General features: G+C 73.1%; 21 protein-coding genes. 13 read left to right on the forward strand and 8 right to left on the reverse strand.

All coding sequences use genetic code 11. The features are described from left to right. Positions 1 to 6 precede the first annotated feature (6 nt). From ACIBJC_RS12810 to ACIBJC_RS12830, 5 genes are read right to left on the reverse strand one after another with little or no spacing between them, the layout of a single operon-like run. Positions 7 to 1,293, reverse strand: coding sequence for a cytochrome P450 (locus tag ACIBJC_RS12810; protein WP_399291404.1), 1,287 nt, complete (start codon positions 1,291 to 1,293; stop codon positions 7 to 9). Beyond that, on the reverse strand, positions 1,290 to 1,958 hold the full coding sequence (locus tag ACIBJC_RS12815; protein WP_399291407.1) for a GTP-binding protein: 669 nt from the start codon (positions 1,956 to 1,958) through the stop codon (positions 1,290 to 1,292). The genes ACIBJC_RS12810 and ACIBJC_RS12815 overlap by 4 nt, the downstream gene beginning before the upstream one ends. After that, the gene (locus ACIBJC_RS12820; RefSeq protein ID WP_329824976.1) at positions 1,939 to 2,331 is read right to left on the reverse strand and encodes a DUF742 domain-containing protein; all 393 of its coding nucleotides are present in this window, start codon (positions 2,329 to 2,331) and stop codon (positions 1,939 to 1,941) included. The genes ACIBJC_RS12815 and ACIBJC_RS12820 overlap by 20 nt, the downstream gene beginning before the upstream one ends. After that, positions 2,328 to 2,783, reverse strand: coding sequence for a roadblock/LC7 domain-containing protein (locus ACIBJC_RS12825; RefSeq protein WP_399291410.1), 456 nt, complete (start codon positions 2,781 to 2,783; stop codon positions 2,328 to 2,330). The genes ACIBJC_RS12820 and ACIBJC_RS12825 overlap by 4 nt, the downstream gene beginning before the upstream one ends. Continuing rightward, complete coding sequence (locus tag ACIBJC_RS12830) at positions 2,780 to 4,228, reverse strand: sensor histidine kinase (protein ID WP_399291413.1); 1,449 nt, start codon at positions 4,226 to 4,228, stop codon at positions 2,780 to 2,782. Before ACIBJC_RS12830 ends, ACIBJC_RS12825 begins: the two co-directional genes overlap by 4 nt. A gap of 269 nt (positions 4,229 to 4,497) precedes the next feature. On the opposite strand from ACIBJC_RS12830, the gene ACIBJC_RS12835 reads away from it, so the two are divergent. Continuing rightward, on the forward strand, positions 4,498 to 7,461 hold the full coding sequence (locus tag ACIBJC_RS12835; RefSeq protein ID WP_399291416.1) for an FAD-binding and (Fe-S)-binding domain-containing protein: 2,964 nt from the start codon (positions 4,498 to 4,500) through the stop codon (positions 7,459 to 7,461). Between the two features lie 33 nt (positions 7,462 to 7,494). On the opposite strand, the gene ACIBJC_RS12840 is transcribed toward ACIBJC_RS12835, so the two are convergent. Next, positions 7,495 to 7,947, reverse strand: a complete 453-nt coding sequence (locus tag ACIBJC_RS12840) for a MarR family transcriptional regulator (protein WP_399291419.1) — start codon at positions 7,945 to 7,947, stop codon at positions 7,495 to 7,497. A 352-nt stretch (positions 7,948 to 8,299) separates the two neighbouring features. Here ACIBJC_RS12840 and ACIBJC_RS12845 point away from each other — a divergent pair, with 352 nt between their 5' ends. The 3 genes from ACIBJC_RS12845 to ACIBJC_RS12855 all read left to right on the forward strand — a co-directional run bounded on the left by ACIBJC_RS12845 (position 8,300) and on the right by ACIBJC_RS12855 (position 10,843). Continuing rightward, positions 8,300 to 8,473 (forward strand): tautomerase family protein, encoded by a 174-nt coding sequence (locus ACIBJC_RS12845; RefSeq protein ID WP_399292315.1) that lies wholly within the window; start codon positions 8,300 to 8,302, stop codon positions 8,471 to 8,473. Positions 8,474 to 9,172: 699 nt separating this feature from the next. Further along, on the forward strand, positions 9,173 to 9,667 hold the full coding sequence (locus tag ACIBJC_RS12850) for an ATP-binding protein (protein WP_399291422.1): 495 nt from the start codon (positions 9,173 to 9,175) through the stop codon (positions 9,665 to 9,667). A 141-nt stretch (positions 9,668 to 9,808) separates the two neighbouring features. Continuing rightward, positions 9,809 to 10,843, forward strand: a complete 1,035-nt coding sequence (locus ACIBJC_RS12855) for an endonuclease/exonuclease/phosphatase family protein (RefSeq protein WP_399291425.1) — start codon at positions 9,809 to 9,811, stop codon at positions 10,841 to 10,843. 13 nt (positions 10,844 to 10,856) lie between these two features. Here the strand turns inward: ACIBJC_RS12855 and ACIBJC_RS12860 are convergent, their stop codons facing one another. Next, positions 10,857 to 11,240, reverse strand: a complete 384-nt coding sequence (locus tag ACIBJC_RS12860; protein ID WP_399291428.1) for a winged helix-turn-helix transcriptional regulator — start codon at positions 11,238 to 11,240, stop codon at positions 10,857 to 10,859. A 115-nt stretch (positions 11,241 to 11,355) separates the two neighbouring features. Here ACIBJC_RS12860 and ACIBJC_RS12865 point away from each other — a divergent pair, with 115 nt between their 5' ends. From ACIBJC_RS12865 to ACIBJC_RS12875, 3 genes are all read left to right on the forward strand, one after another. Next, entirely contained in the window at positions 11,356 to 12,264 is a 909-nt protein-coding gene (locus tag ACIBJC_RS12865; protein WP_399291431.1) for an NAD(P)-dependent oxidoreductase, read from the forward strand. 83 nt (positions 12,265 to 12,347) lie between these two features. Continuing rightward, entirely contained in the window at positions 12,348 to 12,962 is a 615-nt protein-coding gene (locus ACIBJC_RS12870) for a TetR/AcrR family transcriptional regulator (RefSeq protein WP_399291434.1), read from the forward strand. 134 nt (positions 12,963 to 13,096) lie between these two features. After that, the gene (locus tag ACIBJC_RS12875) at positions 13,097 to 13,993 is read left to right on the forward strand and encodes an SDR family NAD(P)-dependent oxidoreductase (protein ID WP_399291437.1); all 897 of its coding nucleotides are present in this window, start codon (positions 13,097 to 13,099) and stop codon (positions 13,991 to 13,993) included. A gap of 22 nt (positions 13,994 to 14,015) precedes the next feature. Here ACIBJC_RS12875 and ACIBJC_RS12880 read toward each other — a convergent pair whose 3' ends face one another. Continuing rightward, a complete protein-coding gene (locus ACIBJC_RS12880) occupies positions 14,016 to 15,875 on the reverse strand; it encodes a sulfatase (protein WP_399291439.1) in 1,860 nt (619 codons plus the stop codon). Between the two features lie 252 nt (positions 15,876 to 16,127). On the opposite strand from ACIBJC_RS12880, the gene ACIBJC_RS12885 reads away from it, so the two are divergent. The 6 genes from ACIBJC_RS12885 to ACIBJC_RS12910 all read left to right on the forward strand — a co-directional run bounded on the left by ACIBJC_RS12885 (position 16,128) and on the right by ACIBJC_RS12910 (position 25,029). Further along, positions 16,128 to 17,189, forward strand: coding sequence for an EamA family transporter (locus tag ACIBJC_RS12885; RefSeq protein ID WP_399291442.1), 1,062 nt, complete (start codon positions 16,128 to 16,130; stop codon positions 17,187 to 17,189). Positions 17,190 to 17,270: 81 nt separating this feature from the next. Continuing rightward, positions 17,271 to 18,074 carry a TIGR03084 family metal-binding protein gene (locus ACIBJC_RS12890; RefSeq protein WP_399291445.1) on the forward strand — a complete coding sequence of 268 codons (804 nt, stop codon included), beginning with the start codon at positions 17,271 to 17,273 and terminating at the stop codon, positions 18,072 to 18,074. A gap of 188 nt (positions 18,075 to 18,262) precedes the next feature. Further along, a complete protein-coding gene (locus ACIBJC_RS12895; RefSeq protein ID WP_399292317.1) occupies positions 18,263 to 20,044 on the forward strand; it encodes an acyclic terpene utilization AtuA family protein in 1,782 nt (593 codons plus the stop codon). Then, entirely contained in the window at positions 20,041 to 21,657 is a 1,617-nt protein-coding gene (locus ACIBJC_RS12900; RefSeq protein ID WP_399291448.1) for an acyl-CoA carboxylase subunit beta, read from the forward strand. Before ACIBJC_RS12895 ends, ACIBJC_RS12900 begins: the two co-directional genes overlap by 4 nt. Positions 21,658 to 21,706: 49 nt before the next feature. Then, positions 21,707 to 23,806: a biotin carboxylase N-terminal domain-containing protein gene (locus tag ACIBJC_RS12905; protein ID WP_399291451.1), complete on the forward strand. Its 2,100-nt coding sequence runs from the start codon at positions 21,707 to 21,709 to the stop codon at positions 23,804 to 23,806. Then, the gene (locus ACIBJC_RS12910) at positions 23,803 to 25,029 is read left to right on the forward strand and encodes an acyl-CoA dehydrogenase family protein (protein WP_399291454.1); all 1,227 of its coding nucleotides are present in this window, start codon (positions 23,803 to 23,805) and stop codon (positions 25,027 to 25,029) included. The genes ACIBJC_RS12905 and ACIBJC_RS12910 overlap by 4 nt, the downstream gene beginning before the upstream one ends. Positions 25,030 to 25,110 lie beyond the last annotated feature (81 nt).

Here is a 25,110-nt window from a genome sequence, read left to right on the forward strand (position 1 = left end):
AGGGGGTCAGTACGCCGGGCCGTACACCGGGGTGGGGGTGAAGAGCACCGGGAGTTCCGCGAGCCCCCGCTGCCAGGGCGACTGGCGCCAGGTCAGCGACTCGGCGGTGACGGCGAGGTCGATGTCGGGCAGCCGGTCGAGCAGCACCTCGATGCCCGCGCGGGCCACGACCTCCGCGATCTCCTGCGCCGGGAACGGGCAGCGGTGCTCGCCGTGCCCGAAGGAGAAGTAGGCGTTGTTGCCGCCGGTGAGCGTCGAGCTGTCCGTACGGACCTGGGGGTCGTAGTTGGCGCCCGCGATGCCCAGGATGAGCATGTCGCCGGCCTTGATGTGGCGATTGCCGAGGCTGGTGTCGCGGGTGGCCCAGCGGCCCGCGACGTTCTGGGTGGGGGCGTCCTCCCAGAGGACCTCGTTCATGGCCTCGGCGACGCTGTGCCGGCCGCCGGAGAGCGAGGCGGCGAAGCGGTCGTCGGTGAGCATCAGCCGCAGCGAGTTGCCGATCCAGTCGGCGGTGGGCTGGTGGCCCGCCACCATCATCACCATCAGGTCCTCGGTGACATCGGTGTCGGTGAAGCCGCGGGTGTTGCGGAGCATCCGGGAGACGACGTCCTGGCCGCCCGCGACATGCTTCTCCCGCAGCAGCGTGGCCACCGACTCCGCGAGGAAGCGCTGGCCCGCCAGCGCGCCCGCGCTGCCGTCGGTCAGGTCGTTGAGCGCCTTGACGATGGCGGGGCCCTGCTCGTCGGGGAAGCCGTAGATCCTGGCGAGCACCCGGACCGGGAGGAGCTTCGCGTACTGGGAGATGATCTCCGTACGGCCCTCGGTGCAGAAGCCGTCGATGAGCTCGTCGGCGAACTCCTCGGCGTACCGCTTGAGGACGAACGGGTCGACGGCCTCCAGCGACTCGCTGATCATCCCGGCGCGCCGGCGGTGCTGTTCACCGACGGTGTAGAGGATGGACCCGTGGTCGCGGCCGATCATCGGTGCCAAGGGCCAGTCGTCGGGGACGTGGTCCCACTGGTTCCAGAGGGCGGAGTCGCGGCTGAAGAGCGCGGGGTCGTTCGTGACCTGGTGCAGTTCGCGGTAGCCGAGGACCAGCCAGGCCGGGAGGTCCCCTTCGAGGAGTACGGGGGCGACGGAGCCGTGGTCGCGCCGCAGCTCCCGGTAGAGGCCGGTGGGGTCGGTCCGGTGGCGGGGGCTGCCGAGGGGGACGGCCCCGTTCCTGAACCCGCCGCACGCGGCCCGGCCGGCTCCGGTCCCGTCGCTGCCGGTGTCCTGGTCCGGTGTCGTCACTGCATGCCCTCCGAGGACGGGTCGATCGTGTCCGCGGCGTTCTTCTCGGCCAGGGCGGACAGGGTGTGCAGGTGCTCCACGAGCGTGATCAGCACGTACTTGCTGGACGAACGGTCCCGCGCGTCGCACTCCACCATCGGCACGTCCGACGCGATGTCCAGCGCCTCGCGGATCTGCTCCTCCGTGTGGAGCGGCCCGCCGAAGTCGTTGCACGCCACGATGAACGGCGTGCCGTGGTGCTCCAGGCGGTCGATCGCGTACCAGGAGTCCGCGAGCCGGCGGGTGTCGACGAGGACCACCGCGCCGAGCGTTCCGGAGAAGAGCCGGTCCCAGAGGTACCAGAAACGTTCCTGCCCGGGGGCGCCGAACAGATAGAGCACCGACCGCTTGTCGAGGGATATCCGGCCGAAGTCGAACGCGACCGTGGTCGAGGTCTTCCGGCGCAGCCCGTCGAGGTCGGCGAGTTCGTCGATCCCCTCGCCCGCGCGGGTCATCGTCTCCTCGGTGTTGAGGGGACGGATCTCACTGACGGAACGGACCATGGTGGTCTTCCCGACGCCGAAACCACCGACGACGACGATCTTCAGACCGTTGTCGGCGGTACTGGCGAGGGACGGACCGCCCGGCGAAGAGCCGGTGGGCCGTTCAAAGGTTGCGGAGTCCAACGAGCACCTGCTCCAGGATGTGGGGATCGGGCAGCCGGCCGGCCGAGCGATCCGTACGGGGATGACGAGCGCTGATCCGGCCCGTGTCGAGCAGGTCGGCGAGCATGATCCGGACGATGCTGCCCGGCAGTTGGAGCTGGGCGGCGATCTCCACGACGGCCGTCGGGGTCTGGCACATGCGCAGGATCGTGACGTGTTCCGACTGCATGCCCGGGGTCGGATCGGACTCCGCGACCACGAGTGTCACCAGGTCGAACATGTCCGAGTCCGACCGGCTGCGCCCTCCGGTGAGGGTGTACAGCCGGTCGGGGGATTCGTCCCGGCCGGGGCGCCCCGGGCGCCCGGAGGGTCCGCCGGGACCCGAGCCGCTCATACGGAGCCCGTGGCGCCCGTGCCCGTGGTACTCGGGGTCGGGGACGAGGACGCCGACCGCGGGGGTGTGCTGAGGTGTTCACCGAGCTGCTCGACGAGTTCGCTCATGTTGTGCCCGACCAGGCCGACATCGGAGTCCTCGGCGGCGACGACCGCGAGATGGGCGCCCTCACCGGCCTCCACGATCAGCAGGAGGCCGCCGTAGAACTCGGCCATGGCGGACCGTACGCCGCCCTGCCCGTTGCCGAACTCGACGGACGCGCCGTGCGACAGGCTCTGGATGCCGGCCGCGATGGCGGCGAGCTGGTCGGCCTGGTCGACGGAGAGTTCGGGCGTACGGCACAGCCTGAGGCCGTCCCGGGAGAGGACCAGCGCGTGGCGGGTGCCGGGGGTGCGCTGGAGCAGGTTCTCCAGCAGCCAGTTGAGCTTCTCGTCGGTGGGGGTGCCGTTCATCGGGAATCGCCTTCCGGATCCGGGTGCGTGGTCGTGGCCGGGCGTTGCGGGTTGTCCCGTACGGCCTTGCGGAAGCTGCTGAACCGGGCCGCCTGGACGGCCGGGCTCGTGGCGGGTGTCGTGGGTGCGGGGGACGCGGCGGACGCGCCCTCGCCGGTACGGCGCATGGAGGCGGCGAGGGTACGGCCCCGGCGCCGCTTGGGCAGCCCGCTCTCGCCCAGCTCCGGGTCCGGTTCGGGGGCGGGCGCGGGGGCCGGGGTGGGCTTCGCGGCGGGTTCGGGGGCCGGTTCGGGGGCAGGGGCAGGGGCGGCGGGCGGCGGCGCGTCCGGCGCCGGGGCAGCCGCCGGGCCCGCTGTCGTCGGCTCCTCCCTCGGCGGGGGCGCCTGATCCGGTGCCGCCGATGCCGATGCCGTCGTTGGCCTCGGTGCCGCCGGTGCCGCCGGGGCTCCCGGGCGCAACTGCGTGATCAGATCCTGGGGCAGCATCATCAGCGCGCCCGTACCACCCCGCGCCGACGGCCGGAACGAGACCGTCAGCCCGTGCTTGCGCGCCAGCCGGCCGACCACCGCCAGCCCGAGCCGGGTGCCCGACAGCCCGCTGAGGTCCGACGGGACCGCCGTGACGGCCTGTTCGGCGCGGCGCAACTGGACGTCGCTCATCACCAGGCCGCTGTCCTCGACGGTGATGACGATCCCGGCCGGCACCTCCTCCACGTACACATGGACCTCGGCGGTCGGCGGCGAGAAGTTGGCCGCGTTGTCGAGGAGTTCGGCGAGCGCGTGCATGACGCCCTCGGCGGCGTGCCCGGCGATCGCGACCTGGCTCGTCGAGTGCAGCCGTACCCGCTGGTAGCCGCTGATCCGGCCCATCGCGCCGCGCAGGATGGACTCCATCACGATCGGCTTCGCCCAACGCCGCCCGGAGCGCGCGCCGGTCAGCACGGCGAGGGAGTCGGCGAGCCGGCCCGCCTGCGCGGTGCGGTGGTCGAGGTGGAGCAGATCGCCGAGGACGTCCTCGTCGGTGTGACGGTGCTCCATCTGGCGCAGGTCAGCGAGCATGCCCGTCGCGAGCGCCTGCATCCGCCCGGCGGCGTTGGCGCAGGCGGAGAGGGCGGCGGCGCGGTGGGACTCGCTGCGGGAGACGGCGTCGGCGCCGCGCCGCGCGTCGGCGACGGCGTGCCGTACGTCCTCGGCGGCCTGCTCGGCGTCGCTTTCGAGTCGCTCGATACGTGCGGCGAGCCGGGCGTTCCGCTCGCGGAGCTGCTCACGGACGGCCGTGAGGTGCGCGACGGCGGTGACGGCGGCGACGAGCGCCGCGGCGCCGCCCCAGGCGAGCGGCGTCCGTACGGCGGTGGGGGCGTCGGACACGGCCCACAGGCAGAGGAGGCCGCTGACGGCAGCCGATATCAGCAGGGCCGGTGCGGTGAACCGGAGTGAACGGCGCAAATTCGGCTACCTCGGAGACGGAGCGGTGGGGGGAGGAGCAGGGCGGACGGGGACGGGGACGGGGGTGCGGCGGGCGGAGTACCCCTCAGGTAACCGTCCGGGGATTCCCGGGGGACCGCGGGGAGGACTACGTAACGTGCTCAAACGGTGGCCACTATATGAGAATTGACGATCAGATTGGGAGGTTCCTGTCCGCTTTCTTCTCCCGTCCCGGGGTGGTGGAGATCGAAAACCTCGATCTGCCCGCACTCCGGGGGCATCCTGGAGACATGGCCGATCAGGTTGAGCAGCGTGAATCGACAGCAGCGGCGCTCTATACGTCCTCCGCCCTCGCGCAGGAGCTGAAATCAGCCATGCGCGGTGAGGTGGACTTCGGGGCGGCCGCACGGGCACTCATGACCATGGACGCGTCCAACTACCGCCGGGTTCCGGTCGGCGTGGTCGCGCCGCGCGACACGGCGGACGTGGCGGCGGCCCTCGCGGTCTGCGGAGAGCACGGCGTACCGGTGGTGCCGCGCGGCGCGGGCACGTCGATCGCCGGGCAGGCCACGGGCGTCGGGGTGGTCCTCGACCTCACCCGCCATCTGCGCTCCGTCCTCTCGCTGGACGCGCGGGCCCGTACGGCGGTCGTCCAGCCCGGCGTCGTCCTGGACGATCTGCGCGCCGCCGCCCGCCCGCACGGACTGACCTTCGGCCCCGATCCGTCCACCCACAGCCGGTGCACGCTCGGCGGGATGATCGGCAACAACTCGTGCGGATCGCACTCGGTGGCCTGGGGCACGACCGCCGACAACGTCCATGAGCTGTCGGTCCTGACCTACGGGGGCGAGGCGCTGCGCCTGGGCCGGGGCTGGGGTCCTGGCGCGGGCTCCGGTGCGGGATCCGGCACGCACTCCGGCGCGGGATCCCCGCCGATGGGCGCGCCCGCCGGGCTGCGCGCGCTGGTGGACCGGAACCTGGCGCTCCTGCGCACCGGCTTCCCGGCCGCGATGCCCCGCCGGATCTCCGGGTACGCGCTCGACGCGCTCCTCCCCGAGAACGGCACCGACCTGGCCCGCGCCTTCTGCGGCAGCGAGGGCACCCTCGGCGTCGTCACCGAGGCGACGGTACGGCTCGTCGAGTCGCCCGCCGCCCGCGCCCTCGCCGTACTTGGGTACCCGGACGAGAGCGCCGCCGCCGAGGCCGCCGCTGGGCTGCTCCCGTACGGTCCGCTCACCGTCGAGGGCATGGCCGAGGACCTGGTGCGCAGCGGCCACGACCTGCCGCGCGGCGGGGCCTGGCTGTTCGTGGAGACCGGTGGCGCGACCTCGGCGGAGGCGCGCGCCCGCGCCGAGGAGATCGTGCGCGCGGCCGACGCGCTCGACGGCGCCGTCGTGACCGACCCGGCCGGGCAGCGGGCGCTGTGGCGCGTACGGGAGGACGCGGCCGGCACGGCGACGCGCATGCCGGACGGCAGCGAGGCCTGGCCAGGATGGGAGGACTGCGCGGTCCCGCCCGCCCGACTCGGCACCTATTTGCGGGAGTTCAGGGCGCTGCTGGGCGAACACGGGCTGCGCGGCACGCCGTACGGGCACTTCGGCGACGGCTGCATCCATGTCCGTATCGACTTCGACCTGTTGAGCGAGGACGGCGTACGCCGCTTCCGCCGCTTCTCGGAGGAGACGGCCGAACTCGTCGCCGCGCACGGCGGCTCGCTCTCGGGCGAACACGGCGACGGGCTGGCCCGCGCGGAGCTGCTGCCGAAGATGTACGGGGACGAACTGGTCGGCCTCTTCGGAGAGTTCAAGGACGTCTGGGACCCGCGGGGCGGCCTGAACCCGGGCGTCCTGGCCCGTCCCGCCCGCCTCGACGAGAACCTGCGCTTCTCCGTACTGCCGCGCGAGCGGGTCGACGTCGCGTTCGGCTACCCGCACGACGGACCGGGCGGAGGCGACTTCTCGGCGGCCGTACGGCGCTGCGTGGGCGTGGCCAAGTGCCGGGTGGCAGGGCCCAGTTCGGGCGAGAGCGTCATGTGTCCCTCCTTCCGCGCGACGGGCGAGGAACAGCACTCGACGCGCGGACGCGCCCGGCTGCTCCACGAGATGCTCGCGGGCGAGGTGGTGGACGCCGGCTGGCGCTCGACGGAGGTACGGGACGCCCTCGACCTGTGCCTGTCCTGCAAGGGCTGCCGCAGCGACTGCCCGGTGGGCGTGGACATGGCCACGTACAAGGCGGAGTTCCTGCACCACCACTACGCGGGCCGACGGCGCCCGGCGGCCCACTACGCGATGGGATGGCTGCCGCTCTGGCTCCGGCTGGCGGCGCCCTTCGCCCGCGTACTGAACGCGGCGGCGCGGGTACGGCCCCTGGCGGCGCTCGCGAAGCGGCTCGGCGGGATCGCCCCCGAGCGGACGATCCCGGCGCTGGCGCCGCAGACGTTCGGACGGTGGCTGCGGCGCAGGCGGCGGGCCGAGCGCGAGGGTGCGAGGAGCGGCGGGCCGAAGGCGGTGCTGTGGCCGGACACCTTCACGGAGTACCTGTCGCCGTCGGTCGGACAGGCGGCGGTACGGGTGCTGGAGGCGGCGGGCCTCGACCTCGTGACACCGGGGGCCGGGGCGGGGAGCGGGGACGCAGGGGGCGGCAGGGGCGGCGGTGGCGGCAGGGTCTGCTGCGGGCTCACCTATGTCTCCACGGGCCAGCTCGACCGCGCCCGTACGGTCATGCGCCGCACCCTCGACGTGATGGAACCGCTGCTCGACGCGGGCCTCCCCGTCGTCGTCCTCGAACCGAGCTGCGCCGCCGCGCTCACCACGGACCTCCCGGAACTCCTCGGCGACGACCCCCGCGCCGCCCGCCTCGCCGCGTCCGTCCGTACCTTCGCCCAGACGCTGGAGGAGTGCGCCCCGCAGTGGCGGCCACCGCGCCTGGACCGCGCGGTCGCGGGCCAGACCCACTGCCACCAGCACGCGGTCCTGGGCGACGCGGCGGAACGCCGGCTGCGCGAACGAGCGGGCCTGACCGGCGCATTGAGCGGCGGATGCTGTGGCCTGGCGGGCAACTTCGGCTTCGAGAAAGGCCATTACGACGTATCGGTGGCCTGCGCCGAGGATCAACTGCTGCCCGCGGTCCGGGCGGCCGGGGACGGTACGGAGATCCTGGCGGACGGCTTCTCCTGCCGTACCCAACTGGCCCAACTGGACGGCACCCGGGCCCGGCACCTGGCGGAGGTACTGGCGGAGGCGCTGGACGACTGACCCCTGGCCCGTCGCCCCGCTCCCGGGTGTGCCTCAGTCCTGTTCCTCGCCGCTGACAGCTGCCTCGTACGCGAGCAGGGTGTCGACGAACATCCGCCGTTGATCGGGCGTCAGGGGAGCCAGCGCCTTCCGCCAGGCCGCCGCGCCCGGGGCGAGCCAGTCCCGGATCGCGGGGAGCCGCTCGGCCGCGATGCCGATGATCCGCCGGCGCCGGTCCGTCTCGTCCTCGCGCCGTTCCAGGATTCCCATCCGGCTCAGGTCGCCGATGAGCAGGCTGACCGTCGTCGGTGCGACCTCCAGCCGGGCGGCCAGCTCGTTCACCGCCATCGGCCCGTCGAGGAGCAGATTCGACAGCAGGGAGAGGTGGCGCGGCGCCAGCGGGAAGGACCGCAGCTCCTCGGGCACGGGGATCTTCTTCACCCGGCCCACCATGCGCGGCATGAGCAGCAGCAGGGCCCTTACGGCGTCGTCGACATCGCCAGGCATCGATCTCCTCACCTCTCGGCCGTTCAGAGCCTCTTGGCCAGCCGGCTATTTACCTTTGACCTCAAAGGTGTTTTGCTTGCAAAGTAAAGTTCTCTCCATCCTACGTATCGCCTGCGTACCGGCGTGAACGGAGATCCCACCCATGCCGCACTTCAGCGTGCACATCCGCGAAGAAGCCCTCGACGGGACGGTCGAACCCAAGCTGATCGGCGCCCTGACCGACGCGGTCGGCGCCGTCTTCGGCGAGAATTTCCGCCGTCTGGTCGGGGTGGACCTGATCGGCGTCCCGCAGCACCGCCGGGGCATCGGCGGCGTCCCCACCGGGAACGACGCCCCGCTCGTCACCCTCAGCATGCGCGAGGCCGCCTACCACCTCCCGCAGATCCCGGACGCTCCCGCCCGGCTTGTCGCCGCGATCACCGACGCCCTGGTCGGCGTGCTCGGCGAGAGCGTCCGCGAGCAGGTCATCGTGACGATCGCCGGCGTCCCTGAGGGCCGCACGGGCGTCGCCGGCACGGTGGCGTAAGCGGCTGTACGTCGTCGGCGGGCCGGTAGCGCCCGGTACTTCCCGCTCCGGCGCGAACCGGACCACGCGGCGCCACGGGGCCTGCCGGCCGCCGTCGCCCCCGATGGCACCCTGCTCATCGCCACCCACGACCTCGCCGACCTGTCGCCGCGCCCGGAGCAGGGCTTCGACCCCGGCGACTACTACCAGCCCGACGACATGGCCGGCCTGCATCACCCAGCGGATGCCGGCCGGCGTGCGCCGGGGGTCGGCGTACGTCCCGGTCTCACCGACCGTGGACGGGGCGAACGCCACCAGGTCGGCAATCAGGCCGGGCGCCGGCCGTCCGCGGTCCGGCACCCCGAAGACCTCCGCGGTCAGCCCGGTCATCTTGTGGACGGCCGTCGGCAGGTCCAGCACGCCGCGCTCACGCACGTACCGGCCCAGCACCCGGGGGAAGCTCCCGTACAGCCGAGGATGCGGCTTGCCGCCCAGCCCGACGGGCAGGCCGTCGGTGCACACGCTGGTGCGCGGGGCGCGCAGCACCGTCTCGACGTCCCGTTCGTCCATGGAGAAGTCGACCATGTGCACCTGGAGGTCCTCGGTGCGCAGCAGATGCACGATCACCTCGAACGGCGCCATGCCCCGCGTTCCGGCGAGTTCGGCGAGCGTGGCGCCCTCATGGCCGTGGCTGCGGGTCGAGGACACCATGATCCGGTCATGTCCGTCCCCCGCCACGATGTTCTCCCAGCCGTGGTCGGCGGGGTCCTCGACCTCGGCGCGGGCGCGGTCGACCTGGACCGGATCGTCGAGCCTGCGCCGCACCAGGTCGTCGTCGCGCCCAAGATCGCGCGGGACTTCGTCACGTCGCTGCTCGGCGTCAGCCGGCATCTCCGTCTCGTGGACGACGCGCGCCTGTGCGTCACCGAGATCGTGACGAACGCGCACCGGCATTCCGGTACGCGCCTGATCCGCGTTCATGTGACGGTGAACCGCAAACGCGTCACCGTCTGCGTCGCCGACGAGAACCCCTGGGCTCTCCCCGTACCCGGCGCTCCCGCGCCCGCCGTCGACGTCGAACGGGAGAAGGGGCAGGGGCTGTTGCTCGTCGCGCGGCTTGCCGTGGCGTGGGGCGCGACGATCTACGGGGGTTGCTCGCCCACCCACAAAGCCGTCTGGTTCACGCCGGCCGGGAGCGAGACGGCGGATATGTGACGGAGCACGCGGCCCCGGACACGCCAAAGTCAACGCACCCGCGCCACTTGGCGTTGCCGAGTGGGGCACGTGCTCACGGAAGCCGAAACTGATCGGCCCGGCGACTCGTCTTGAAGGACAAGGTCAAGTGGACGGGAAGCCATGGTGGAGCAGGTAAGGGCGGACAGCGGTGCTACGTCGACATCGCCGTCGACGGTGACGGCGGTGCTCCGGCGCGTGGTCGGTGCGGGGGAGGGCGCGGAGGGGCGGTCGGCGTGGCGGCGGGGGCGGGTGCTTGCCGGGCTGGCGGTGGTGACGGCCGGGCTGCTGGCGTTCCACCGGGCTGTGCCCAACTCCGTGGGGCGGCTGGGGAGTCTGCTGGAGGCGTTCCTGCCGTGGCTCGGCCTGGTGGTCCTGGTGCTGCTCGGCCTGGCGTTGCTGCGCCGTTCGGCCCTCGCGCTGGTGGCCCTGCTCCTGCCGGTCGCGGCGTGGACGTACCTCTTCGGCGGGCTGCTGCTGCCCGCCCCCGATTCCGGCCCGCGTGACCTGGTCGTGGTGCAGCACAACGTCAGCGACGAGAACGCCGACCCCGCGGGTACGGCGCGTGCCCTGGCCGGTGCCGAGCCCGATCTCATCGCGCTGGAGGAGCTGGTGCCCCCGGCGCTGGCGGTCTACGAGAAGACCCTCGCCCCGGACTACCCGCACCACGAGGTCCGGGGCACCGTCGGACTCTGGTCGAAGCACCCGCTGGCCGATACCCGGCTGCTGGACATCAAACCCCGGGGGATCGGGGAGGGTTGGAGCCGCGGGCTGCGGACCGTGGTCGGCACACCGCGGGGCGAGGTCGCCGCGTACGTCGCGCACCTGCCCTCGATCCGTGTCGGGGCGAGCGGTTTCGCGTCCGCCCTGCGGGACGAGAGCGCCGGCCTGCTGGGGGAGGCGGTCGCCGCCGAGAAGGTGAAGGCGGTGATTCTGCTCGGCGACCTCAACGGCACGGTCGACGACCGGGGTCTCGCCCCGCTGACCTCGCGGCTGAACGTGGCGGAACGGGGCATGGCCTTCAGCTTCCCCACCGCCCTGCCGCTGGCCAGGATCGACCAGGTCATGGCCCGTTCGGGGACGGTCGCCCATATCCGTACGCTGCCCGCCACCGGCAGCGACCACCTGCCGGTGGCCGCCCGGATCAGACTGGAGTGAGGCCGGAGTCCGTTCAGACGGCGTCGGCGCCGTGGGAGGTCTCGGCCACGTCGACCATGTCGGAGCCTTCGCGCCGTATCCGCTCGACTCCCCAGGCGCCGAGCGGCCCGAGCGCCTGGTTGAGCGTGTGCCCGTGCTCGGTCAGGGAGTACTCGACGCGTGGCGGCACCTCCGCGTACACCCGCCGGTGTACGAGACCGTCCGCCTCCATCTCGCGCAGGTGCTGGGTCAGCATCTTCTCGCTCACCCCCGGCAGCCCGCGGCGGAGTTGGGCGAAGCGGCGTACGCGATGGGCGTCGAGTTCCCAGAGGATCAGCCCCTTCCACTTGCCGCTCACCACATCGAGCCCGGCGTCGATGCCGCAGATGTAGGGCCCGCGTCTCGACGTCCTGGCCATCGCTGATCCCCTTGCTCAAAGGTGACTTGGAGGTGTGTACGGCTTACCAGAAGGTAAGTACCGCAGAAAATAGTGGGTACTTCCGAGAATAGGGGCGCCCTCCGAGCATGGAGGGGTGAACGAACAACAGAGACACACCACTCGCCAGAACAGCGCTGTCACCGTGATCGGACTCGGCCCGATGGGGCAGGCGATGGCCCGCGTCCTCCTCGCCGCCGGCCACCAGGTCACCGTCTGGAACCGCACCGCGAGCCGGGCCGACGGACTCGTCGCCTTCGGGGCGACGCGCGCGGCGACACCCGGCGAGGCGGTCGGGGCGAGTGACCTCGTGATCCTCAGCCTCACCGACTACCGGGCGATGTACGACGTCCTCGGCGGCGCCACCGCGTCGCTCGCCGGCCGGACGCTGGTCAACCTGAGCTCCGACACCCCGGACCGTACCCGCGAGGCGGCGACCTGGGCGGAGGGGTACGGCGCCGCCTTCCTCGCCGGTGGTGTCATGGTCCCGGCGCCGATGGTCGGCACGGTGGCGTCCTCCGTCTACTACAGCGGCCCCGCCGAGGCGATGGAGCGGCACCGGGCGGCGCTGACCCTGCTCGGCACGCCGAAGCATCTGGGCGAGGATCCGGGCCTCGCCCAGATGATGTACCAGGCCCAGCTCACGGTCTTCCTCTCCACCCTGTCCGCGCTGATGCACGCCACCGCGATGCTGGGCACCGCGGGCATGAAGGCCGAGGAGACACTGCGGGAGCTGCTTCCCTTCGTCGACTCGATCGGCGCGATCCACCGGGCCGGCGAGGAGACCCCCGGGGCCGCGCTGGACGCCGGGGAGCACCCCGGCACCCTCAGCACGGTCACCATGATGGGCGCGACGGCCGACCACATCGTCGAGACCAGCACGTCGCTCGGCCTGGACCTCGCGCTCCCCCTGGCCGTGCGGGCCCACTACCGGCGCGCGATCGAGGACGGGCACGGCGGCGACAACTGGACCCGCATCATCGACGGCATCCGGGAGCCGCGCTGAGCGACGGCGGGGCCGGGATCGCGCTGAGCGACGGCGGGCCGGGGAACACAGGCCCGGCCGCGGCCCGTCGTTATGCTGAAGCCGTGACACCGGGAGCCGAGCGGGGGACAGCAGCGACAGCGGGGACGGCAGCGACAGCGGGAACGGCATTGCGCGCGGACGCCGCGCGCAATCGTGCCCGGGTGTTGCGGGTCGCCCGTGAGCAGGTGGCAGCGGGTGACGACTCGCTCCAGTTGAACGCCATCGCCCGGCTCGCGGGGGTCGGCGTCGGGACCGTCTACCGGCATTTCCCCAACCGCCACGCCCTGGTCGAAGCGCTGTCGGTGGAGCGCTTCCGGGCGCTTGTCGACGAAGCGCGGGCCGCCGCCGCGGAGGAGGGGCCCCGCGCGGGGCTGCACCGCCTGCTGCGGTTCGCTCTCGACCGCTTGTCGGACGATCCCGGATTCGCGGCCGTGCTGGAATCCGTCAGCGACGCCGAGGCGCGGACCTCGGAGCTGAGGGCCGAGCTGGACGGCGCGGTCGCGGAACTGCTCGACCGCGCCCGCCGCGCCGGTGTCATCCGGCCCGACATCGAGGCGGACGACGTACGCCGTCTGCTGTGCGGCATCGACCACGCCGTACGTTCCGGGGAGAGCGGCCCCCGGTATGTCGAGATCTACCTCGACGTCCTTCTTGAGGGCCTGCGCCCGCCGCGCTGAGGCGCCACCACCTGAACCACCGTGGCCGGGGACGGACCTGGCCCGCCGCCGCCGCACTCCTCCCTAACCGGATAGCTATCCGATTGTGCTACCGTCCCCGACGTCAAGCGGATAGCTATCCGATAATGCATACGGTGGAGGGCGGCCCTGTGGAGCAGCGGGCAGTAGTGACGGCCGGTACCGGAGGGATCGGGCTGGAGACCGCGGTGGGGCTGGCGGCGGCCGGGCTCTCCGTCACCGTGGTCGGCCGCGACGCCGACCGCGGCGCCCGCGCACTGGAGCGGATCAAGGCGGTCGCCCCCGCGGCGGAACCCGCGTTCGTGGCGGCGGACCTCGCGTCGCTGGACGGCGTACGGACGCTCGCCGGGCGGCTGGCGGCCGACGGGCCGCTGAAGGTCCTGGTCAACAACGTGGGCGGGATGTTCGCGGACCACCGGAGGACCGTCGACGGCATCGAGGCGTCCTTCGTCCTCAACCACCTCTCGCCGTACCTGCTGACCGAGCTTCTGCTCGACCCGCTGCGCGCCGCGCGGCCGAGCCGGATCGTGAACGTCAACTCCGCCGCCGTCCGGGCCGCGAAGCCCCGGTTCGACGCCGTCGAGCCACCGGGCGGCTACTACGGCCTCCACTGGTACGGGCGGGCGAAGCTCGCCAACCTCGCCTACACCCTGGACCTGGCGGAGCGCCTGCGCTCCACCGGCGTCTCGGTCTTCGCGGCCGATCCCGGCGGCGCCGCCACCGAGATGACCGGCAACGGCACGGCCGGCTCGTCCGCGATCGTCTCGCCGGGGCTGCGCCTGGTGTGGCCGCTGGTCCGTCTGGCCATCGAACGCTCCACCTCGGGCCCCGCGTCGGTGGCCGCCCGGTCGTCCGTCTTCGCCGCCACCGACGCCTCCCTCGACGGGCGGACGGGACTGCTCATCGGGGCCCGGTCCCGTCCCGTGTCCCCGCATCGCAGGAGCACCGACCGGCGCACGGTCGATGACGTCCTCCGGCTCAGCCGGCAGTGGGCGCCCGTCACCACCGGCTGACCTGTGCGCCGTTCCGGCCCGCTCACTCCTCGGTCCGGCCGCCCGCCGCCACCTTGTCGGACCGCGACGGCTTGCCGTCCTGCGGTCGCGGCCCGTACGCCATCAGGAAGCGGTCCCTGAAGGTGTCCATGCGCCAGACCGGGGCGTCCGGGCCCGGCTTCAGGCCGTCCTGCCAGCCCCAGTCGGAGATCCGGTCCAGGACCGCCGGGTCGCGCGCGACGACCGACACCGGGACGTCGCGGCCGGCGCCGGGGCCCGTGACGGTCGCGTTGGGCTGGTGGTCGCCGAGGAAGACCAGGACCGTGTCGTCGGTGCCGTACTTCTCCACGTACGAGATGAGGCTGGTCAGCGAGTACTCGATGGCCCGGCGGTACTCGGTGCGCAGCTTCTCGGGGTCCGCCAGCACCTCCTTCGGGTCCGTGCCCGCCTTCTTGATGCCGTGGTAGACCGAGCCGTCACCGATCTCGTCCCAGCCGACCATCTCGGGGATGGGCGACCACGGGTTGTGGCTGGAGGCGAGGACGATCTCCGTCATCAGCGGTTCGCGGTCCTTCTTGCCGTGCTCCAGGCGCTCGTACGCGTCCAGGCTGTACTGGTCGGGTACGGGCGACCAACTGAACTTCGGGCCCCGGTAGCCGATGTCCCGCGAGTCGTAGATGTGGTCCAGGCCGAAGAACTTCCCCTCCGGCCAGGAGCGGGTGACGCCCGGCATGATGCCCACCGTCCGCCAGTCGCCCGTGCGGCCGAAGGCGCCGGTGAGGGTGAGGCGGTCGCTCGACGTGACACTGCGGTAGCGCTGCTGGTTCTTGACCCACATGCCGGACATGAAGGTGGAGTGCGCCAGCCAGCTTCCCGCGCCCGCCACCGGCGAGGTGAGGAAGCCGCTCTCGGAGGCGAACCCGGCCGCCTTCAGCCGGGCGGTCCCGTCCGCCAGCACGTCGCCCACCTGCGGCGCCATCGCCGGGTCCTCGATGGCGCTGCGGCCGTAGCTCTCGATGAACGTGAAGATGACGTCCTTGCCGCGCAGCCCGGTCAGGAGCTGGTCGCCCGGGGTGTCGCGGAAGTGGTCGACGGCGGCTTCCTTGGCGAACTGCTTGCCGTCCTTCAGTCCGGCGCTCACCAGATCCGCGTGGTTCTGTACGAGATCGGCCGCCGTCCTGGACGCGACCGGCGCCCCGGCGACCTGTATGCCGAGCGCCGTGCAGGTGACCCACACGGTCCCGAACAGCAGGGTGGTACGGGTCGTCGCACCGCTGTGGCGGACCAGGAGGCCGGCCAGCCGTACGGCCGCCAGCGTCATCAGGACGACCAGGGCGAGGGCGAGGACCACCACCCCGATCACGGCGGCGATCGCACCGGCCCGGCCGAGCGTGTCCCGGAGGAACGACTCGGCGTCGTCGAACAGGATCCAGTCCAGCACCAGGTCGAACGGCCGGTCCAGGACCGTGTGGAAGCCCATGTCGAGGAAGTTGAGGAGCGTCACCAGACCGAGGGCCGCGCCCGCGACCGCCGCCGCCACCCGGCCCGCCCTGGGCGGCAGGACCAGCAGCACGGCGGCGCCGATGATCGCCTCCACCGGTATGTGCGCGAAGGCGCGGGGGGTGATGAGGGGGGTCTCGTTCGGGAGGAGGAGGGCGAGGAGGACCAGCACGGCGGCCAGGGCGGTGAGCGTCCAGGACCCGGCCCGGACCAGGACCGGGTACCGGTCCCGTACGGCGACGGGCGCGGCCTGCTCCTCCACTGCCGCCGCCTCGTCGGGGACGGTGGCGTCCGCAGGCGGTCCGTCCGGCTCGTCCTTCGGGGGCCCGGTCGGCGTCGGGCCCTCCTGGGTGGTCGCTCCGTCCGTGTTCAGCAGGCGGCGAGCGCGCGTCCAGAGCGACAACCTGAAGGTCCTTCCGTGCGAAACCCTTGGTGGCACGGCGGACCGGGCCCGTCGGGCCGGACCGCCGCCAGACTGTACGGACCTGCGGCGGTTTCGGTTCAACCGTCCCGGTGCGACGGTGGACGCGTCCAGGCGTGGTCGGCCCGAGAAGTATATTATTTTGAATCGCGCGTCCAGTGTGTTGGACTGTCGTCGTACCGCTGAGACTGGCCGATCGGCTGACTTACCGACTACTGATGGGAAGGGGTTGTGGTGGAGGAGTCGCGTACCGCCGCCGTGGGTGCTGCCGTGCCGGTGCCCGAAGCCGTTGCGGCAGGGGTCGCCGACAGGGCCGGTTCCGGTGCGGATCCCGGCTCCGGCCCGGCCTCCGGTTCCCGGCGCCGGGCCCTCGGGCCCGTCGCGCTCGTCGTCGCCGGCGGGCTCTCCGTGCAGTTCGGGGCGGCCGTCGCCGTCATGCTGATGCCCCGTACCGGCGTCCTCGGCATCGTCACGCTACGGCTCGGGCTCTCCGCGCTCGTCATGCTCGCCGTGTGCCGGCCGAAGCTGCGCGGGTACGCGCGCGCCGACTGGGGGACCGTCGTCGCGTTCGGCGCCACGCTCGCCGCCATGAACGGCCTCTTCTACCAGGCGCTCGAACGTATCCCGCTGGGCGTCGCCGTCACCCTGGAGGTCCTCGGCCCGCTCGCGCTCTCGGTGATCGTCTCCCGGCGGCTGGTCAACCTCCTGTGGGCGGTGCTCGCGCTCGGCGGGGTGGTGCTGCTCAGCGGCGGCGACTTCGGCCGGCTCGATCTGGTCGGGGTCGCGTACGCGCTCGGCGCGGGCGCCATGTGGGCGACGTACATCGTCTTCAGCGCGCACACCGGCCGCCGCTTCCCGCAGGCGGACGGGCTGGCACTGGCCATGGCGGTCGGCGCGCTGCTCATCCTGCCGCTGGGGATCGTGGAGTCGGGGGCGAAGCTGCTGGTGCCGTCCACGCTGGGGCTGGCCCTGGTGGTGGCGCTCATGTCGTCGGTCCTGCCGTACACCCTCGAACTGCTCGCGCTGCGGCGGCTGCCCGCACCCACCTTCGCCGTGCTGATGAGCCTGGAGCCGGGGATCGCGGCGGCCTGCGGCTTCCTCCTCCTGGACCAGGCGCTCGCCACGCTCGACGCGCTGGCGATCGCGCTGGTCATCGCGGCGAGCATGGGCGCCGTACGCACCCAGACGCGGAAGCGGACGCGGGTGGCGAAGGTGGAAGGGACGGCGAAGGTGGAAGGGGCGGAGAGGGTGGCGAAGGCGGAGAGGGTGGCGAAGGCGGCGAAGGCAGCGAAGTAAAGCAAGCATGCTTGCTTGTTTGTGCGGGCGCTGCCATGCTCCGGGACACGCACACCGCCGTGCCCCGAGGGGAGCGCATCCGTGTCCGACGCCGTTGCCGTGTTCGGCGACCTGAAGGCCGAGAGCGATGAACTCGACCTGATCGTACGGGGGTTGGGCGAGGCGCAGTGGGCGAGGGACACCCCCGCCCCCGGCTGGACCGTCGCCCACCAGATCGCCCACCTCGCCTGGACCGACGCCGTGGCGCTGCTCGCCGTGACCGACCCCGGCGCCTTCGCCGTGGAGGCGGAGCGGGCCGCCGGGGCCCCCGCCACCTTCGTGGACGAGGCCGCGCGGGCCGGGGCCGCACAGCCGGTCCCCGTACTCCTCGCCCGGTGGCGCGACGGCCGTGAACGCCTCGGCGCCGCCCTCGACAAGGCCCCGCCCGGTGCGCGGTTCCCGTGGTACGGGCCGCCGATGAGCGCCCCCTCCCTGGCCACCGCCCGGCTGATGGAGACCTGGGCGCACGGCCAGGACATCGCGGACGCGCTCGGTGTGACGCGTACGCCGACGGCGCGGTTGCGGCATGTCGCCAGAATCGGCGTACGGGCCCGCGACTACGCCCATCTCGTACGGGGCGAGGAGCCGCCCGCCGAGCAGTTCCGTGTCGAACTGACCGGGCCGAGCGGTGAGTTGTGGGCGTACGGGCCCGAGGAGGCCGGCCAGTACGTGACCGGGCCCGCGCTCGACTTCTGTCTGCTGGTGACGCAACGGGCCCACCGCGCGGACCTCGCCGTACGGGCGAAGGGCGCCGACGCCGACCACTGGCTGGAGATCGCGCAGGCGTTCGCCGGGCCGCCGGGGGCGGGCCGCGCGCCCAGGGGCTTACCGGGCCGGGGCGTGTGAGCGGGGTGGGCGGCGGCGAGGGATTACCCCGTCCCGGCATACCCCGTCCCGGCATACCCCGTCCCGGCATACCTCGTCCCGGCATACCTCGTCCCCGCATACCCCGCCTTGGCGTACCCCGCCCCCGCGTGCTGCGGATCGGGAACGCGTCCGGGTTCTACGGCGACCGCTTCGACGCGCTGCGCGAGATGCTCACCGGCGGGCCCCTCGATGTACTGACCGGGGACTACCTCGCCGAACTGACCATGCTCATCCTCGGCCGCGACCGCCTGAAGGACCCGCGCGCGGGGTACGCGAAGACCTTCCTGCGGCAGTTGGAGGAAGGGCTCGGGCTGGCCCGCGACCGGGGCGTCCGGATCGTCACCAACGCGGGCGGACTGAACCCGGCCGGACTCGCCGACGCCGTAAGGGAGTTGTCCGAGCGGGTCGGTGTGCCCGTACGGGTCGCCCATGTCGAGGGCGACGACCTGCTGCGGCGGCGGGAGTGGGGCGACGGCGTCCTCACCGCCAACGCCTACCTCGGCGGCGCCGGGATCGCCGCCTGTCTGCGGGCCGGCGCGGAGGTCGTCGTCACCGGGCGCGTCACGGACGCGGCGCTGGTCACCGGGCCCGCCGCCGCCCACTTCGGCTGGTACGAGGCGGGACCGGCCGACCGCCCAGGCCCCGGCCGTGGCCCAACTCCTGGCCCCGGCCCCGGACCCGACCCCGGACCCGACCTCGACGCCCTCGCGGGCGCCGTCGTCGCCGGGCATGTGCTGGAGTGCGGCACGCAGGCGAGCGGCGGGAACTACTCCTTCTTCACCCGGCACGACGTACGCCGACCCGGCTTCCCCCTCGCCGAGATCCACGCCGACGGATCGGCGGTCATCACCAAGCACGACGGTACGGGCGGGGTCGTGGACCTCGGCACCGTCACCGCCCAACTGCTCTACGAGACCGGCGGCGCCCGGTACCCGGGCCCCGACGTGACCGCCAGGATCGACACCGTACGGCTCCACCAGGAGGGCCCCGACCGCGTCAGGATCACGGGCGTACGCGGTGAACCGCCGCCCCCGGAGCTCAAGGTCGGGCTCAACCGGATCGGCGGCTGGCGCAACGAGATCGTCTTCGTCCTCACCGGACTCGACATCGAGGCCAAGGCCCGCCTCGTACGCGCCCAGGTGGAGGACGCCCTCGGCGCGCCTGCCGCGCCCGGTGCGCCCGGTGCATCGGCCGTATCGGCCGCGCCGGCCGCGCGCCGCCGCCCGGCCGAGGTCCGCTGGGAGCTGTCCCGTACGGACCGGCCGGACGCCGCCACCGAGGAGACCGCGAGCGCCCTGCTCCGGCTCGTCGTGCGCGACAGCGACCCGGAGGCGGTGGGACGGGCGGTCACCGGGGCGGCGGTCGAACTGGCGCTCGCCAGCTACCCGGGCTTCCATGTGACGGCCCCACCGGGCAAGGGCGCGCCGTACGGGGTCTTCGAGGCGGCGTACATCGACGCGGACGAGGTGACGCAGATGGCCGTACTGCCGGACGGGACCCGTCTCGCCATCCCGACTGCCTTACGCAGCACGGTCGTTGACGACGCTCCCGAGTCACCGCCCGGACTTCCCGAGCCGCTGCCCGCCGGGCTGCCCACCCGCCGCGTCCCCCTCGGGGCCGTCGCGGGCGCCCGCAGCGGTGACAAGGGCGGGGACGCCAACGTCGGGGTCTGGGTGGAGAGCGAGGCCGCGTGGCGGTGGCTGGCGCATGAGCTGACCGTCGACCGGTTCCGCCAACTCCTCCCGGAGGCCGCAGGGTTGACGGTCGAGCGGCATCTCCTGCCGCACCTCCGCGCCGTCAACTTCACCGTCGCGGGGCTGCTCGGCGAGGGCGTCGCCGCACGGGCCCGGTTCGATCCCCAGGCCAAGGCGCTGGGGGAGTGGCTGCGCTCGCGCCATGTCGACCTTCCCGTGTCGCTGATCGCCAGATCTCCGGAGGTCCCGCAGTGACCGTGCTTCCCTCCGCCCTCGACGCCACCTCCGCCGAGTACGCGGCCCACCGCGACGCCATGCTCGCCAAGCTCGCGCGGCTCGACGCCGAGCAGGCCAAGGCCCTCGCGGGCGGCGGCGAGAAGTACACCGCCCGCCACCGCGCGCGCGGCAAGCTCCTCGCCCGGGAGCGGGTCGAGCTGCTGCTCGACCCCGACACCCCGTTCCTGGAGCTCTCCCCGCTGGCCGCCTGGGGCAGCGAGTATCCCGTCGGTGCGTCCATGGTCACCGGTGTCGGGGTGGTCGAGGGCGTGGAGTGTGTGATCACCGCCAACGACCCGACCGTACGCGGTGGTTCGTCCAACCCCTGGACCCTGCGCAAGGCGCTGCGCGCCAACGAGATCGCGTACGCCAACCGCCTCCCGCTCATCAGCCTGGTCGAGTCGGGCGGCGCCGATCTCCCCTCCCAGAAGGAGATCTTCATCCCCGGCGGGGCGCTCTTCCGCGATCTCACCCGGCTCTCCGCCGCCGGGATCCCCACCGTCGCCGTCGTGTTCGGCAACTCCACGGCGGGCGGCGCGTACGTCCCCGGGATGTCCGACCACACCGTCATGATCGAGGAGCGGTCGAAGGTCTTCCTCGGCGGGCCGCCGCTGGTGAGAATGGCCACGGGCGAGGAGAGCGACGACGAGTCCCTGGGCGGCGCCGCGATGCACGCCCGTACGTCGGGGCTCGCCGACCACTTCGCGCGCGACGAGCCCGACGCGATCCGGCAGGCCCGGCGCATCGTCGCGCGCCTCAACTGGCGCAAGGCGCAACCGGATCCGGCGCCGGGTCCGGGTCCGGGTCCGGTGGAGCCGCCGCGGTACGACGAGGACGAGCTCCTCGGGATCGTCCCCGGCGACCTGAGGATCCCCTTCGATCCGCACGAGGTCGTCGCCCGGATCGTGGACGGCTCCGACTTCGACGCGTTCAAGCCGCTGTACGGGCCGAGCCTGGTGACGGGCTGGGCCCGGCTGCACGGCTTTCCGGTCGGCATCCTCGCCAACGCGCAGGGGGTGCTGTTCTCCGCCGAGTCGCAGAAGGCCGCGCAGTTCATCCAGCTCGCCAACCAGCGCGACATCCCGCTCGTCTTCCTCCACAACACCACCGGCTACATGGTCGGCAAGGAGTACGAGCAGGGCGGCATCATCAAGCACGGCGCGATGATGATCAACGCGGTGGCGAACTCGAAGGTCCCGCACCTCTCGGTCCTGATGGGCGCGTCCTACGGCGCCGGCCACTACGGCATGTGCGGCCGGGCCTACGATCCGCGCTTCCTCTTCGCCTGGCCGAGCGCCAAGTCCGCCGTCATGGGCCCGCAGCAGCTCGCGGGCGTCCTGTCGATCGTGGCGCGCGCCTCGGCCGAGGCGAAGGGCCAGGTGTACGACGAGGAGGGGGACGCGGCGCTGCGCGCGGTGGTGGAGCGGCAGATCGAGTCCGAGTCGCTGCCGGCGTTCCTGTCGGGGCGGCTGTACGACGACGGGGTCATCGATCCGCGCGACACCCGCACCGTCCTCGGCCTGTGCCTGTCCGCCGTGCACAGCGCCCCGGTCGAGGGCGTGCGCGGCGGCTTCGGCGTCTTCCGGATGTGAGGTCCCGTGCGGTCCTGTGAGGTTCCGTGAGATCCCCTGTGAGGTCCAGATGATCGAGTCCTTGCTCGTCGCCAACCGGGGCGAGATCGCCTGCCGTATCTTCCGCACCTGCCGTGAGCTGGGGATCTCGACCGTCGCCGTGTACGCGGACCCCGACGCGGGCGCGCTGCACGTACGGGACGCCGACACCGCCGTACGGCTGCCGGGGGCCGCGCCCGCCGACACCTATCTGCGCGGCGACCTGATCGTGGCGGCGGCGCTCGCGGCGGGCGCGGACGCCGTCCATCCGGGGTACGGATTCCTCTCCGAGAACGCGGAGTTCGCGCGGGCGGTCCTCGGCGCGGGGCTGGTGTGGATCGGGCCGCCGCCGGAGGCGATCGCGGCGATGGCGTCGAAGACCCGGGCCAAGAGGCTGATGGCGGCGGCCGGCGTACCGCTGCTGGCGCCCGTCGACCCGGCCGCCGCCACCGGGGCCGAGCTGCCCCTGCTGCTGAAGGCGGCGGCGGGCGGCGGCGGGCGCGGTATACGTATCGTCCGCGAACTGGGCGACCTGGGGGAGGAGTTGACGGCGGCGTCGGCGGAGGCGCGGGCCGCGTTCGGGGACGGCGAGGTCTTCGCCGAGCCGTATGTGACGGGGGCCCGCCATGTGGAGGTGCAGGTGCTCGCCGACGCGCACGGCACGGTGTGGGCGCTCGGCACCCGCGACTGCTCGCTCCAGCGCCGCCACCAGAAGGTGATCGAGGAATGCCCGGCGCCCGGCCTGCCCGACGCGCTCCGTACGGAACTGGCCGGGGCGGCCGTCGCCGCCGCCCGCGCGGTCGGCTACCGGGGCGCGGGCACGGTCGAGTTCCTGATCGCGGACGGCGGACGCCCGTACTTCCTGGAGATGAACACCCGCCTCCAGGTCGAACACCCGGTCACGGAGGAGGTGTTCGGCCTGGATCTGGTCGCCCTGCAACTCTCCGTCGCGGAGGGCGCCGCCCTCCCGCCGGGGCCACCGGCCGCGCGCGGGCACGCGGTGGAGGCGCGACTCTGCGCGGAGGACCCGGCGGACGGCTGGGCCCCGCGCACCGGCCGCCTGCACACGCTGGAGGTGCCGGGGACCGGGGATGCCGCCGGGAGCGGTGTCACCCCGGGGGCCGGGGATGCCGCCGGGGACGAGGGCATCGCCCGGAGCGGGAGCGTCGCCGCGCCCCGGCTGCGTCTCGACACCGGGTACACCGGGGGCGACACCATCGGCGTCCACTACGACCCGCTCCTCGCCAAGGTCATCGCCTGGGCGCCCACCCGGGAGGCTGCCCTGCGCCGCCTTCGGGACGCGCTGCGCCGGGCCAGGGTGCACGGTCCCGTCACCAACAGGGAGCTGCTCGTACGGTCGTTGGGCCACCCGGACTTCGCCGCGGGGCGCCTCGACACCGGCTTCTACGGCCGCCACCTGGACGCCCTGACCGCCCAGGACCCCGGCCCCGGCGCGTGGCACGCCGCCGTCGCCGCCGCACTCGCCGACGCGGCGTCCCGGTCCCTGCGCGGCGGGGTCCCCGCCCGGCTCGGCGGCTGGCGGAACGTACCGTCGGCGCCGCAGAGCAAGACGTACGGCGACCACGAGGTCCGTTACCGGGCGACCCGCGACGGATACGTGGTCGAGGCCGAGGCAGGAGGGGCAGGGGAAGCCGGAGGGAACGGGGGCGCCGGGAACCCAGGGGACGCGGAGGACTCCGGGGGCTCCGGGGGCGTACGGGTCATCGCCGTCTCGCCCTCCCGCGTCAGCCTCCGCATCGGCGGTGTCGTACGCCACTTCGACGTCGCCGCGTACGGCGACGAGGTGCACGTCGACTCCGCCACCGGCGCCTACCGGCTGCTCGCGCGGCCCCGGTTCGCCGGTCCCGGTCGTACCGCCGAGGCGGGTTCGCTGCTCGCGCCCATGCCCGGGACCGTCGTACGGGTCGCGGACGGGCTGACCGAGGGGGCGCGGGTCGGTGCGGGCCAGCCGCTCGTCTGGCTGGAGGCCATGAAGATGGAGCACCGCGTCGTCGCGCCCGCCTCCGGCACGCTCACCGCACTCCTCGCCGTCCCCGGCCGCCAGGTCGAGGTCGGTGCCCTGCTCGCCGTCGTCACCGCCACCGACGCACCGGAGGAAGATCCCTCATGAGCGGCACCAGTACCCGCACCAGCACCGGCACGATCCCCCGTTTCCTGGCCGAGAGCGAGGAGCACACCGCGCTCCGCGCCGCCGTGGCCGCCCTCGGCCGCCGCCACGGGCGCGGCTACGACCGCGAGACCCTGTGGCGCGAGGCCGGCGCACTCGGCTACCTCGGCGTGAACCTGCCCGAGGAGTACGGCGGCGGAGGCGGCGGCATCGCCGAACTCTCGCTGGTGCTCGAAGAGTTGGGTGCGGCGGGCTGTCCGCTCCTGCTGATGATCGTGTCGCCCGCCATCTGCGGCACGGTGATCGCCCGCTTCGGTACGGAGGCCCAGAAGCGGCAGTGGCTCCCCGGCCTCGCCGACGGTTCCCGCACCATGGCCTTCGGCATCACCGAGCCCGACGCCGGATCCAACTCCCACCGCATCACCACCACCGCCCGCCGGGACGACCAGGGCGACGGCTGGATCCTGAACGGCCGCAAGGTCTTCGTCTCCGGCGTCGACATCGCGGACGCCACGCTCGTCGTCGGCCGGACCGAGGGCCGTACGGGGAACGGGGCGACCGGCTCCCTCAAGCCGTGCCTCTTCATCGTCCCGCGCGACGCCGACGGCTTCGCCCGTACCCCCATCGACATGGAACTCCAGGCCGTGGAGAAGCAGTTCGAGCTGGTCCTCGACGATGTACGGCTGCCCGCCGACGCGCTCGTCGGCGACGAGGACGCCGGGCTGCGCCAGCTCTTCGCCGGGCTCAACCCGGAGCGCGTGATGACGGCCGCGTACGCCCTCGGCATGGCGCGGTACGCGCTCGACCGCGCCGTCGAGTACGCGAAGACCCGCCAGGTCTGGGCGGCGCCCATCGGCGCCCACCAGGCCATCGCGCACCCCCTGGCGCAGTCCCACATCGAGATCGAACTCGCCGAGCTGATGCTGCGCAAGGCCGCCCACCTCTACGACGCGGGAGACAGCGCGGAAGGTGGCGCGGGAGGGGGCGCGGGCGAGGGCACCGGCGCGGGCGAGGCCGCCAACATGGCCAAGTACGCCGCCGGGGAAGCCTGTGTGCGCGCCGTCGACCGGGCCGTGCACACCCTCGGCGGCAACGGTCTCACCCGCGAGTACGGTCTCGCGTCGCTCGTCACCGCCGCCCGTGTGGCCCGGATCGCGCCCGTCAGCCGCGAGATGATCCTGAATTACGTATCCCACCAGTCCCTGGGTCTCCCCAAGTCGTACTGAGACAGGCGATTCTGGCCCTCCTGACGCCGACGCCCCGCACCCCCGGTGCGGCCGTCCGCGCCGAGCCCGCAGCGAAGGGGA

It is taken from the genome of Streptomyces sp. NPDC050509, assembly GCF_044457965.1.
Lineage (GTDB): Bacteria > Actinomycetota > Actinomycetes > Streptomycetales > Streptomycetaceae > Streptomyces.

Coding starts and splice junctions, on each gene's coding strand:
- ACIBJC_RS12840 (WP_399291419.1), bottom strand. CDS start 7,947: ATGCCTGGCGATGTCGACGACGCCGTAAGGGCCCTGCTGCTGCTCATG.
- ACIBJC_RS12855 (WP_399291425.1), top strand. CDS start 9,809: ATGGTGGAGCAGGTAAGGGCGGACAGCGGTGCTACGTCGACATCGCCG.
- ACIBJC_RS12895 (WP_399292317.1), top strand. CDS start 18,263: ATGCTCACCGGCGGGCCCCTCGATGTACTGACCGGGGACTACCTCGCC.
- ACIBJC_RS12860 (WP_399291428.1), bottom strand. CDS start 11,240: ATGGCCAGGACGTCGAGACGCGGGCCCTACATCTGCGGCATCGACGCC.
- ACIBJC_RS12850 (WP_399291422.1), top strand. CDS start 9,173: ATGTCCGTCCCCCGCCACGATGTTCTCCCAGCCGTGGTCGGCGGGGTC.
- ACIBJC_RS12820 (WP_329824976.1), bottom strand. CDS start 2,331: ATGAGCGGCTCGGGTCCCGGCGGACCCTCCGGGCGCCCGGGGCGCCCC.
- ACIBJC_RS12905 (WP_399291451.1), top strand. CDS start 21,707: ATGATCGAGTCCTTGCTCGTCGCCAACCGGGGCGAGATCGCCTGCCGT.
- ACIBJC_RS12825 (WP_399291410.1), bottom strand. CDS start 2,783: ATGAACGGCACCCCCACCGACGAGAAGCTCAACTGGCTGCTGGAGAAC.
- ACIBJC_RS12845 (WP_399292315.1), top strand. CDS start 8,300: ATGCGCGAGGCCGCCTACCACCTCCCGCAGATCCCGGACGCTCCCGCC.
- ACIBJC_RS12910 (WP_399291454.1), top strand. CDS start 23,803: ATGAGCGGCACCAGTACCCGCACCAGCACCGGCACGATCCCCCGTTTC.
- ACIBJC_RS12835 (WP_399291416.1), top strand. CDS start 4,498: ATGGCCGATCAGGTTGAGCAGCGTGAATCGACAGCAGCGGCGCTCTAT.